General features: G+C 40.2%; 9 protein-coding genes and 1 pseudogene. 2 read left to right on the top strand and 8 right to left on the bottom strand.

Annotated features, from left to right (window positions below; all coding sequences use genetic code 11):
• Positions 1-287: 287 nt before the first annotated feature.
• The 5 genes from ACPDHL_RS09430 to ACPDHL_RS09410 are packed head-to-tail and all read right to left on the bottom strand — an operon-like array spanning position 288 to position 7,751.
• Positions 288-1,610, bottom strand: a complete 1,323-nt coding sequence (locus ACPDHL_RS09430; RefSeq protein WP_430532516.1) for an alkaline phosphatase family protein — start codon at positions 1,608-1,610, stop codon at positions 288-290.
• Between the two features lie 10 nt (positions 1,611-1,620).
• Entirely contained in the window at positions 1,621-3,039 is a 1,419-nt protein-coding gene (locus tag ACPDHL_RS09425) for a tetratricopeptide repeat protein (RefSeq protein ID WP_430532515.1), read from the bottom strand.
• Positions 3,040-3,050: 11 nt separating this feature from the next.
• Positions 3,051-6,209 (bottom strand): TonB-dependent receptor domain-containing protein, encoded by a 3,159-nt coding sequence (locus ACPDHL_RS09420; RefSeq protein WP_430532514.1) that lies wholly within the window; start codon positions 6,207-6,209, stop codon positions 3,051-3,053.
• Positions 6,206-6,811, bottom strand: coding sequence for an RNA polymerase sigma-70 factor (locus ACPDHL_RS09415; protein ID WP_430532513.1), 606 nt, complete (start codon positions 6,809-6,811; stop codon positions 6,206-6,208). Before ACPDHL_RS09415 ends, ACPDHL_RS09420 begins: the two co-directional genes overlap by 4 nt.
• Positions 6,777-7,751, bottom strand: a complete 975-nt coding sequence (locus ACPDHL_RS09410) for a FecR family protein (RefSeq protein WP_430532512.1) — start codon at positions 7,749-7,751, stop codon at positions 6,777-6,779. The genes ACPDHL_RS09415 and ACPDHL_RS09410 overlap by 35 nt, the downstream gene beginning before the upstream one ends.
• 765 nt (positions 7,752-8,516) lie before the next feature.
• Here ACPDHL_RS09410 and ACPDHL_RS09405 point away from each other — a divergent pair.
• Complete coding sequence (locus ACPDHL_RS09405; protein WP_430532511.1) at positions 8,517-8,963, top strand: hypothetical protein; 447 nt, start codon at positions 8,517-8,519, stop codon at positions 8,961-8,963.
• Positions 8,964-9,023: 60 nt separating this feature from the next.
• Here ACPDHL_RS09405 and ACPDHL_RS09400 read toward each other — a convergent pair.
• The 3 genes and pseudogenes from ACPDHL_RS09400 to ACPDHL_RS09390 form a co-directional block, all read right to left on the bottom strand.
• Positions 9,024-9,140: pseudogene (locus ACPDHL_RS09400) on the bottom strand (NAD(P)-dependent alcohol dehydrogenase); the annotation flags it as partial.
• 91 nt (positions 9,141-9,231) lie between these two features.
• The gene (locus tag ACPDHL_RS09395) at positions 9,232-10,056 is read right to left on the bottom strand and encodes a helix-turn-helix domain-containing protein (protein WP_430532510.1); all 825 of its coding nucleotides are present in this window, start codon (positions 10,054-10,056) and stop codon (positions 9,232-9,234) included.
• A gap of 165 nt (positions 10,057-10,221) precedes the next feature.
• Positions 10,222-10,668, bottom strand: a complete 447-nt coding sequence (locus ACPDHL_RS09390) for a hypothetical protein (RefSeq protein WP_430532509.1) — start codon at positions 10,666-10,668, stop codon at positions 10,222-10,224.
• Between the two features lie 343 nt (positions 10,669-11,011).
• Between ACPDHL_RS09390 and ACPDHL_RS09385 the strand changes: the two genes are divergently transcribed.
• On the top strand, positions 11,012-11,905 hold the full coding sequence (locus ACPDHL_RS09385; protein ID WP_430532508.1) for a hypothetical protein: 894 nt from the start codon (positions 11,012-11,014) through the stop codon (positions 11,903-11,905).
• Positions 11,906-12,068 lie beyond the last annotated feature (163 nt).

Below are 12,068 nucleotides of genomic sequence, written 5' to 3'. Positions count from 1 at the left end.
AAGCCCAGTATTACCGATACTCCATTGTATCAGGTTGAAATAACTTGGAGTAGTTAACTTATTTCACCTGTTTTTTTCACCTTGCAAATAACGGGTTTCTATGGTTAACTTTTGCCAATGCCTCCCTTTATTTTAGTAAGTTAACGCAATAGGGACCAAAAGGTATCACTAGAATTCACAAATCTCACAGCTGTATTGCATCAAAAAAACCCCATCTACAACGAGATGAGGTTTTCTTTTACACGACAGGGTACTGTCTATGTGGGAGCTAAAATAAAATAAACGCTTTATGGTTTCGATTCAAACAGGGGCAAATACAAGCCTTCTGCTTCTGGAAGATCGAATTGAAGTACGTTGCTGATGATAACGGGAATATCTTCTAAATTCAGTTGATCAATAACCAATCCTTTTTTTAGCCCATTCCCATAGGCAACAAATCCGGTATAAATCTCGTGGAAATTGGGGTAATACCCGTGTTTTCCCCCTTTACTAGGCGAAAGTACTTCTCCTGTGGATGCGTTAGAAAAGGCATACCCTAACCGACCTGATAGGGCTAATTGGGCCTTGGGTTCTCCCCCTCTTGCGCGGATCATTGGCTCAGTGATCAACTCAAACATCGCTTGGTATTGCTCAGGTAATTGCTGAATTAAACGTTGAACATCAGCTACAATTTTGGTGTCCTTTGGATTTTTAACCTGCAATACTGCACTTCCTCCAGTGGAAAAGAAAAAAGCGCGATCGAGTAAACCGGCTTCTTTCAGCCAAATATTGGGTGCTAGGCTAAAATTCGTCGATACAAAACCGTGATCACCCGTAACCAATAGGAGGGTTTGCTCTGCTAAACCCGCTTGAACAACGGCTTCCCATATCATGCCAACCGCATGATCTGCCCCTGCAATTGCACGAGCGACCTCATCACCTTCTCTTCCTTGGCTGTGTTGTGCACCATCCGTAATAGGCAAGTGAATCGTTAATAGATTGGGTTTATACGTTTTGATGAGGTAAGCCGCACTGCGTCCCAAGTTCGCATCCATAGCCAAACTACTCAAGTTAAACTGGTTGTAGTGAATCTGCCCCAACGCCTGGGTCAGAATCTCATCGAATAAACCTTCAGGGGTAGCAAACGCCTTGGTCGGTGTAATGCGATCCATTGGTCGTTTAAAGTCCCATATTTCAGGTAGGTTATAATCAATACCCGCATTGTGTAGCGTAATAGGCCAAGAGACAGAGGCTGTTGTTAACCCTTTCTCTTTGGCTTTTTCCCAAATGGTCGGTACCTGAATATCCTTGCTATCGTAAATCCACTCCCCTGGCTGTCCTTGTTCTCCTACTGTTGTATTGTAGTAAATACCGTGTTTATGGGGTAAAGTACCCGTGGATAAGGTGGTATGTGAAGGATAGGTTACGGAAGGAAAGATCGTGCGTACCCCATTGGCAGACACCCCTTCCTTAGCCATTTGTTTTAAGTTGGGTGTCCCCCATTTTTCCTCTTGGTAAAATTCGGGGCGAAACCCATCAATACTCACCAAGATCACGTGTTTACTATCTTGAGCGAAGCTTATCAAACTAAAGGCAACGCTAAAACTCAACGCTAGAATTCTTTTTTTCATCTGTTTCTTTTTACTTTACTAAAGGCATGATATACGGGCTATTCTTATGGGCAACCAGTACTTTATTCATATCGTATTTCATGGTTACTACACCTGTTACTGGATCAGTAGTAAAATCATCCATTCCCGCTTGCAATGGAATAAAATCGGGAATTAACGCCTTGGTATAGGCAGCCGTAACATAAGGGTTATTGCCCTCTTCAATCTGTGAAATCGGGTATTTAATTCCCAAATCTGTCAAACGACGACCTTCGCTAATAAAGATTTCTTGACGTAACAAATAGATGATGTACAACAACTCATCTGTTGAAGTAAGGGATTCAATATCCGCTTGGGTCACTTTTGTACCCGACACCTTACTTACTAGTACTTTGCCTTTTTGACGATCCAATACATAGCCTTGTTTTTCAGGTGCTGTTGCATCAAAGCGAACACCGACCTCTTTGAGTGGGTAATCCGAGCGAATTCCACCATTTCTCGTTTCTTTTTTATCGTCTACTAATTCAGTTGGTCGAGCGGCTACGACTTCCAAAAGCTCATAGAGGTACTGCTTACTCCCTGCTAGATCTTGCGTAGCCAATGCCCACTCAGCCAAGATAAGATAACCCTCTTCTGCTTTGGCCAAAGCCAGTTCCTTTTGATCGTTTTGAGGGGTACCCACAGCAAAGAACTTAGGGTCCAAATAATCCAAACGCGGTAATGGAGCTAAGCGATTAGGCAAAGCGTCATAGGTCGCATTTTGCATTTCATTGGGTACATTATTCTTTCCGTCAAATTGGATGGTATACAGTAAAGTAGGCATTGTAATGGCAATTTCAGCATATTGCTTGGCCTGGGCTTTATTACCCAAACGATAGTGGGCTCTTGCCATAAACAAAGCATACGCATTTTTTACCTCTTCTTTCGTTTCCATCTCATAGGCAAGGGCAAAACTTTCTACCGCCTTGTTGAGCATGTCTGTCGTTGTACTGATTTTTCCTAAATTCGACTCGGGTAGGCCTAGGAAAAACTCCCCTCCTAAAAGCTGGGCATATCCCTTGCAAAAGTGCATAAAAGCCACCTGTTCTTTGGTTAAGGTTGGGTCTTTGGGTAAAACTACTTCCAATCCATAGACCGCCATTTCACGCAACGCTTGAATACTCGCTTGTAAGTTATTGACATCGGGATCGAAATAGTCTATTTGAGGTTGATCAAATACTTTAGAATATTGGGTGTAGTTGTTAAAGTAATTATCCGAGGTAATCTCTGCATTGATCACGACTATATTGGTGGTCAAAGCCAGTTGTTTTTGCAAACCTATTACCCAACTATGTCCAGCATTGGGTTTGTTTAAGTAGTTGTCTTCTGTTACATAGGGATTGTCTACACAGCTCACCATTGTTAGAGCTGCTGTAAAAACAAAACTGAGGGCAATTGTTATTTTTCTCATGATTTTTCGACTTAGAAATTAATTTTAATAGAACCTAAAAACTGTCTTGGTGCAGAATACGTAGCATAGGCGATACCTCCTGTTGAAGCTCCTCCTTGTCCTTGTGCAGCACCGCTAATTGTCGCCTCTGGATCAAAAGAAGAAGCGGTAAAATTGAACGGATTCGCCACCGTAAATCCAAAGGTGATCGATTGATACAAGCTCGGATTTGATGGTCGTAAGTAGTAAGACAACCCAATGGTTCTAATTTTGAGGTAATCTGTTTTTTCTACGAAGCGGTTGGTTAAATTCAACCAGTTCTTTCTGCCGTTTTTCTCGATTTCCTCCATAGGTACAAAATCATCAGAAGCACCGTAGTTGTATCTAAACTGAGCATCCCAATTGGCTGCATAGCCTCCCGTTTGATAGTTGGCATTGGCAAATAAGCTCCAATTTTTATAGCGTACATTCAACCCTATATTTCCAAACACTTCGGGAATGGTATTACCCAAATACGCCTGTGGAATTGTTTCTTCTAGTGTACCATCTGCTCCAATCACGCCGTAATTCCCGCGGATAAACCCAACAGGTCTTCCTTCTTCTACTACGGTTTGTAGGGTTCTCGCACTAAAACCATTGATGTTGAACGCTGGGGCTCCACCGGTGCTCAACACCTTGTTTTTTAAGGTATTCACCGATCCTGTTAGCGTTACATTCCAATCTTGTAGTGCCACTACATCTAAGGAAAAGTTCATTTCAAATCCCTTGTTTTCAATCGTTCCTATGTTGTAGAGTTGGCTCTTAGTATACCCACTTGATGGGGCTGGTGGTACATAGAACAAGGCATCTTTTGTTTTAGAATAGTAGTAGCCCAATGAAAGCGTTAGGCGGTTATTCCAAAAGGAAGCATCTACACCTGTTTCCCATGTGTGGGTTTTCTCAGGGCGTAAATCGTCATTTCCAGGTTGACTGAAACGCGTGGCTTGATCACCTAAATACCCATCAAATGCTACAGTACGCTCATTGGCATAAGCTGGTGGTAAATTACCTGCTACCCCATAACTTCCGCGTAAACGCAGCGTATTGACAATTTTATTGGTAAACCACGATTCTTGTGATAGCATATAGGATGCTCCTACTTTAGGGTAGTATTGTACGCCTATATTCTTTCCAAAAGACGGGTTGCGGTCTCCGCGTATCCCTAAATCCAAAAATAACTTATCCTTATACCCTACATTTTCAGAGAGATAAAACCCATAATTCAGTACTTCACTGATGTATTCATCACTGGTGCGAATAGCAGCCTCAGAGATCGAATAAGCCCCATCGCGAATATTGCGTCCCTCAATTAGGGTTTGGTTGTCTGAATTTCGGAACAATTGCCCCCCTACCGTTGTGATAAAAGAGAAATCATTCACATCCACCTGATGTTGTCCATTAAATTCGACTGTTAATCCTAAGTATTTACGCTGTATCTTTTGAATGCTTCCTTGATCTTTTATTGGCTGCCCTTTGGTTGCCGTTAAGTACTCATTCGTTTCGATATTTTCCTGATCTTGAATGCGGTAATCAAGTCCACCAACTAATTTAAACGACAGGTTGTCTAAAGGGTTGTACTTAAATTGTTGGGAGGTTGTAAATCGATTGACTAGGATGTTATTGTCTTGCAAACGCTCTGCATTATCGACAAAGGTTTTCATCGCAGCATACTCTTCTGCATTGAGTTCATCCAAGCGATTATTAAACCCAGGCCCCGTTATTTTTGAGGCACCATCTTCTGCAAACCACAGTCCAGTATACCCTCCTTGGTTTCCATTTCGGTTGCGTTTGTAGGCATTGTGTACATATAAAAAGGAACTCTCATAGGTTACCTTTTCTGAAAGTTTGGCGTGAAAGCCTGAGCTTAAATCGAACTTTTGATTCTCATTTTGCTTGTGAATTTGCACCCCAGATGAGTTTTGATAGCTCGTGGAAAAATTATAACCAAACCCACTGTCGGATTCTCCATTGAGGTTTAAGCGGTACTTTTGGTAAAAGCCATTTTCAAACAGCAAATCTTTGGTGCGCTTAAAGTGTAAGAAATCAGTTGTAGGGGTTTCTACCCCCATTTCAGTATACACATTGACATAGGTTCCTGGCATTCCTCTTTTTTTCGTAAAAATCTGAATTACGCCGTTTGCCGCATCCGATCCATAGAGTGTGGTGGCTGCCCCTCCATTGATAAACTCAATTTTCTCAATATTATCCATGGGAATATCAGCAATGGAACTCATCGAAGCGCCTTGGGCACTACCTCCTAAAGAGGCACGTGTATTGTTGTTATCTAGTCGAACCCCATCGATATAAATAATGGGTGTACTGCTCAAAAAGGCAGAATTTACTCCACGAGAGCGAATCAACGAGGTGGATCCTGCTTGTCCACCTGTCAAATTGATCTGTGCATTGGGCAATTTAGTCGCTAGCAATTGATCGACGCGTTGAGCGGGAATTTTTTCCAATTCACTCGCTTTAATCACCGTGACATTATTAGCCAAACGCTTTTTCTGTACATCAGCCCCTTGTCCCGTCACCACAATCTCATTCAACATTTGATTGTCTTCTTCTAACTTGACTACAATATTTTGGTTGCTCTTTGAAAAGGAAACCCATTTGGTTTGATAGCCCATAAAAGAAAAGGATAGGGAGATCGGCATACGAGTTACAGTCAATTCAAACTGTCCCTCCATATCCGTTACAGCGATAAACTCATTATTTGCATCACGAACCGTAGCACCAATAACGGCTAGTCCCTCTTGATCCACGACTTTCCCTTTAAAGGAAGCCATCTGTTGTTGGGTTGCCGCATTGGATTGTACCAAAATCTGATTGCCTTGGGTTTGAAAAGAAAGATTGGCTTTGGTCGATACGTCGCGAAGCAATGCTTCTAGGGAATCGTATTCTTTTCCAAATTCATAGGTTTGATTGACGGGAATTTCTTCTGTAAGGTAAACAAAGTGCTGCTGAGTCTGCATTTCTACTTGATCGAATACTTGTTTAAGCGTAGCCTTATTCTGGTTGAGTTTCAGCTTGAATGCTTTCTTTGCTTGTCCCTGTGTTTGCAATGGCATGTGGGCACGGGCATACAAAGGGGAGACTTGGGTTGCTATACTAGCTAGTGTAAGGGTAGCTAGTAAAACGCTTTTTTTCATCATCGTGTGTTATTATTTTTATTTGTTTGGGTTAGTACAAGGGCGATTGTCTTTAGTGCGATGTGCATATGGCTTTCAACTGTCTTGACAGATAGATCTAAGACCTCGGCAATCTGATGGTATTTGAGTCCGTCTATTCGACTCATTTCGAAGATTCGCCTCGATTTAGGCGGTATTTGATCCACAATATGGAGGAGTGCTTGTCTGAGATCAGCTTCTTGTTCGGATTGAATTATATCGTCTTCGATTGTTGCGACATAATAGTTTTGTTCTACTGATTCAAACTCGAGATCTACTGTTGTTTTTCGACTCGTTTTCTTCTGTTGAAACAGCATATTCTTAGTCATAGTAAAGACGTAAACCTTGGGATTTTCAATTCTACTGAGCTCTTCTTTTCGCTGCCAGATATAGTAAAACACATCCGATACTTTTTCTTCAACGAGGTAGCTGTCCTTTTCATAGCTGCGAGCAAAACGACACAGGTATTGGTAGTACTTGACGTAAAACTGTTCAAAGGCAATTCTACTTCCCTGGGCTATTTCCTGAAACAACACCAGATCTTCATCGGGTTTAGGGTTGCTTTTCTGATAGAGAATATGGGGCATAAGGTTCGATTAAATAGTGGTTATTGGTTGAGGTGATACTACAAGAAGCAATAAAGGTTAGCGCTTGAATAAACGCCTCTACAGACGGTTGATCAAACACTCCAGTAATGCGCTTTTGCGCTAGTACAGGATCGTGAATCACAAAGGAAACTCCATAAAATTGATTGATTTCTTCAAGGGCTTGTGCCAGAGGTATATTGTCGAAAACCAATTGTTGCTTTCGCCAACTCAGCTGTTGATCTACATCGGTTTTCAATCGCTTTACCTCGCCTAGGGTGGTGTTCCACAACAATTGTTCGTTGGGCTTAAGGTAGAGCTGTTCGCCATTCCCTAATTTAGCAAGGACTTTCCCCGAGAGTAAGGCGACTTGTTTTTCCTGTCCCCAGGTATTGACGCTAAACTGTGTTCCCACGACTTCAACTTCCAAATCTTCGTGTTTGACTAAAAATTTCTTTTGTACGTTTTTGACGACATCAAAAAAAGCTTCCCCTTCCAACCAAGCCAAGCGCAAGGAATCATTTTGGGTAAACTGCAAACGCGCTTGTCCATTGAGCAGTACAACACTACCGTCCTCTAAGGTTACTTTTTTTCGCGATCCCTCTTCATTCGTATAAATGCGGTATTCCGCTTGGGGTCCCGTCACGGGAGATTGAAACAAAAGAAAACTCGTGGTTAAACTACCTATCAACGCCAAAATCGCACAAGCCACACGTCCATAATAGATCGAACGCTGTGTGCGTGTTGTCGCTTGTTGTTTGGATTGGTTCCAGAGCTCCTTATTAGTCGGATAGCTTCTCCACAGCAAGGAACAGCTTTCATATTCACTTTTCAATACTTCGTCAAAAAGCAAGTCTATTTCGAAGGTAATTCGCTCTTCTTCTGTACATTCTTTAGCGAGATAGGCAATACATCGTCGCTGGTTTATTTCGTGTTCACTCACAACTCTAATCCGTAGTTTGGTTTAGTAAAGGAGTGAAATAATTGATTTTACACCTAGAATTTAAGGTTATTGAATTGTTAGGTAATTATTATGATTTTTTTGGTGAATGGTGAGTGGTGAATGGTGAGTAGTGATTGGTGGGATCTGAACGATGCGATGCTTCCTTCGTCAGCAGGACAACTTCTGAGTATTCATTTTTGCTAAAAAACTAGATGAGATAAACCGTACAAAGTGCAAATCGAAGATTCATTGAACACCAAAACTTAGAGGAAAAGGGAGATGGGAAAAGGGAGATGAGTGATGAGTGAATCGACTGATGCGATGCTTCCTTCGTCTGCATGACAAGGTTGTACGATTCATTTTTATAATAAAGATAAACTTCTTTTTATTGAAGGTGTCACCCTGAGGGAACGAAGGGTCGCATCCTAGATATTCGTGATTGGTGATGGGAAATGAGTGATGAGAAAATCTTCTGAATAAGAGTAAATATCACAGACAACAAAGAGCAAATCGAAGCGTAGCGTAGATTCATCGAACACCAAAACAAATATAAACTAGGTGAGATAAAGAGCAAACAACAAAAACCAAATCGAAGATTCATCGAACACCAAAACAAAATATCAACTAAGTGAGATAAACAACAAAAATAAAACCACTACTTTTGGGGATAACCTAGCCCTCGTTAAAATTTTACCTTTACACTTCCATCCTACTCATAGGAAACACTACACTAGTTTTGCCATGAAGTAGATAAAAAAAAAGACGATGAGAATCATGCTACTTGTATGTTGCCTGCTCCTAGGGTGTACAGTCAAACTTCAAGCCCAAAATTACTTTGTTGGGCCAACAGTCAGCTACCAGTACCAAAAGGGAAGCATCTTAAAAACGGGGATCTATTATGCGTCTGATTTTAATTCGAATCACATTGTAAAACTCGATGCTACGGCTAACTTCACTTGGGTGCAGCACAACTATGCTGTCATTCCTGAAATAGCCGCTACTTACTACTCCGAGATGTACTATATCGGTTTATTTGGCAGGGCTGAAGTAACCCCTTACACCCTCACCGCAAAAGTGGGCTTATCGGCCTTGACCGTGTTGGAAATTGACTTTGGGTATGGATTTTCTATTGCGGATAAAACAGGCTATACTCCTATCAATGGATTTACAACCTCCTTGCGTTTTAATATTCCACTGAATAGCAAATTATAACCTTGGATGAGGTAATTCCCCCCTATTTTGATGGTCTATTTTAATGCATTGGATGTAATAATATAAAATATCAATTTCAACGTCCTTTGCCGTTACCGCTCTACGGCTAATATTCATCTGTTTCAAATCTGCTTCTGGTGCTTCTGTACCATATGCTTTTACGTTTTTCGTTTGCATTTTTTTCTTTTTAAGTTGATTGTAAAACTAGTTTATAATTTTGCGTTTCCTTTTGCTTTAAAGCTCAAATTACCTTACTCAAACGCTCATTTTATTCTATCGCTGTTGGTGATACGCCATACTGCTTTTTAAAAGCTGTAGAAAAGTGAGACGGATTCTTAAATCCTACCTCCAAATAAATAGTTTGAATCTTTTCTTTTGACTCTTTCAATCGGCTATAAGCTACCTCTAAGCGCTTTTTAATCATCCAGCGTTGGGGGGTTAAATTGCTTACCTTCTTAAAATCTCTCTTAAAGGTAGCTAAACTTCTACCCGTATAAAAGGCAATTTCTTCTAAGGTTAAATCATCCATATAATGATCATTTAGAAATTCTAAAATATCGATCTTCCACGGTTCGGTAAAATCAAACAACAAGGGGTAAAAGACCGCTGAATTATTAAGTAAAGCGTAAATTCCCTCTAGTAATTTGAGCTGAATCACCTCTTTACTAGGCGTGGTATTTTCCTTGAAATAGGGCGTTAAGGATTCGAATAAACTCGTAACATCTACGCGTTTTTCAACGGGAAAAACATTCGTATCTGAAACAGTAATTTCCCTCGGTAGTTTTGACTTGTTTAGCTTGCTGTAAAATTCTTTTAATACACTGCGTTTAAAGGTTAAGGAAATTCCCTTATAATGGGCATTCCCCACACTATTCTTGTGCATGATCAACTGGTGATTACGCCTAATAAACACACATTCCCCAGCCTGTACGCGGATCTTTTTATTGCGATCTTCAATGATTTGCTCGCCTGAATAGACATAAACTAATACATGCTCTGGAGCGGCATGAAAACACTTCTCACTGAAATCGGAATAACAAGACAGAAAAATTCCATCGTAATTAACGGTCTTTAGGCGATCGTTTACTTGCATCTTCTTTTACTTTTTACTTCTATAAAGATAGTCATCCTATTTTTTAAAACCTTACGCTAAGACTCATTTCTATCTACTCAAAAGCTCACTTTTATCAACGAACGGATATAACATCAGCCACGTTAAAACAAAAAAAGAACGCCTACTAAGACGTTCTTCTACTTGTTAATCACAATGATCATGGTGATGCTTGTGTTTATTTTTTTTCTTGTACTTTTTTTTGTGTTTCTTGTACTTGTTTTTGTGTTCATACGGGTGATAATGATTGTACACATACACCTTGTTATTCCATTTTTCCTGTTGCTCTATGGTGAGTATATCGCCAATTTTCACTCTTATTTCTCGATACAATTGGTCTTTTTTTCGATTGAGTTCATACTCGCTATAGCGCTTGTTACTCGCCCATCGGTTGTATTGCCCTTCATAATCCCTTTGATACTGATTAATCTGTTTCCACTGGCTCTCTTTTAACCCTAAAACTGAGGCATCATCATACACTAACGAAACTAATCCTCCCAAATTAATTCCAATACTCGTACTGCTTACTTTTGTTTGGGCGCTAGCAAACGAAGCCATTAAGACAAAGGCTCCTACAATAACACTTTTTTTCATCTTACTACCTGTTTTAATTTTCCTTTTTCATTTTGTTAGTAAGGCAAAACAATAATTGAATAAAAAAACAATCTTCAAATTATATTTCTTTTTCATAAGAAGTATACACCAAATTAAACGAGATATTGGTGATTTTCAAACACTATTCACTTAACATTAACTAATTACTACTACTCGTTTTCTGTAAACTGTTCGTTGTCAACGGTGAATGGTGAGTGGTGAGTGGTAAGTGGTGAGTGGTAAGTGGTGAGTGGTAAATGGTGAGTGGAAAGTGGTAACTGATTACTAAACCGTTCACTGTAGACTCCTTTATAATGCTTACTTTTATGCTCAAAAAGCAAAAATGAAAGAAATTTATCAACTCGAAACACTAGAAGAACTAGAGGGATTTGTAGCACAACAAACAGCTGAGGCTTTACGTCCTGTCTTACTTGAAGCCTATGCACGCCTCCTTCAGTATAAAAATATCGAAGAGTGGAACCACTTGGTTCGCCTTTGTGAAACCTTAGCTTTAACGGGATGGGGGGATGAAGAACCGCAAGAAGCACTTGCTTCCAAATGGATCAATGGCACCTTCTATACGGTACTACAAAATAAGCGCTTTGAAGCAAAAGAGGGAACCTCACAATCGTGGCGTAAACAGAAAGACAGCTATGTTTTAGATGGAAAAGAGGTGGATCTAACTCCATATGGTGCAACTACACTAGCCTCACAGCGAAATAAACTTCCCAAAGCACCTATTCGATATTCACGCTCAGGGAACTATCAAAAATCGCTACAACCTTTTATCGATCAACTTGATACACTTAAGACACTTTTAATTCAGGAAACACAACCCGAACGCTATGGTCATGCATTTTCCTATATTGGCTTAAATCTGTTCTTCAGTAACCACGATGATCAACATCATACCGTGCGCAATGAATACTACCACGCAGAAGAAGATGTTCCCGAAGAATTAAAAAATGCATCAGACCATTTACCGCTTTATAGCATTCGTCCTCGTTTGAAAATAAGCAACCTTTCAACCAAAGAGAATGAACTTAGACTCTTGGTTACGCGCCATTTTACCAAAGAATTTGGATTCAAAACCATAGAGGAACAAAAACAAATCTTATTAGAAGATATCCTTGAAATTATTGATCAACTAGCAATCAAACTACAAAAGAAAAAAATAACTTATGACACTGAACTACTGAAAGTAGACATTGAACGCCTATTTGCGCTGTGGAAGTGATTTAGTTGACAGTTGATTGATGGGGTGATAATTGGAAAGTGGTGATTGGAAAGTGGTAAGTGGTGAGTGGTGAGTGGTGAGTGGTAAGTGGTGAGTGGTGAGTGGTGAGTGGTGAACGTCCCTAAATATGGTTGACCGTTTTTAAACATTAACTTCATTATTA

Origin of the sequence: Myroides sp. C15-4 (genome assembly GCF_050522745.1) — a bacterium.
Classification (GTDB): Bacteria; Bacteroidota; Bacteroidia; order Flavobacteriales; family Flavobacteriaceae; genus Flavobacterium.
This window is presented reverse-complemented; position numbering and strand designations above follow the sequence as displayed.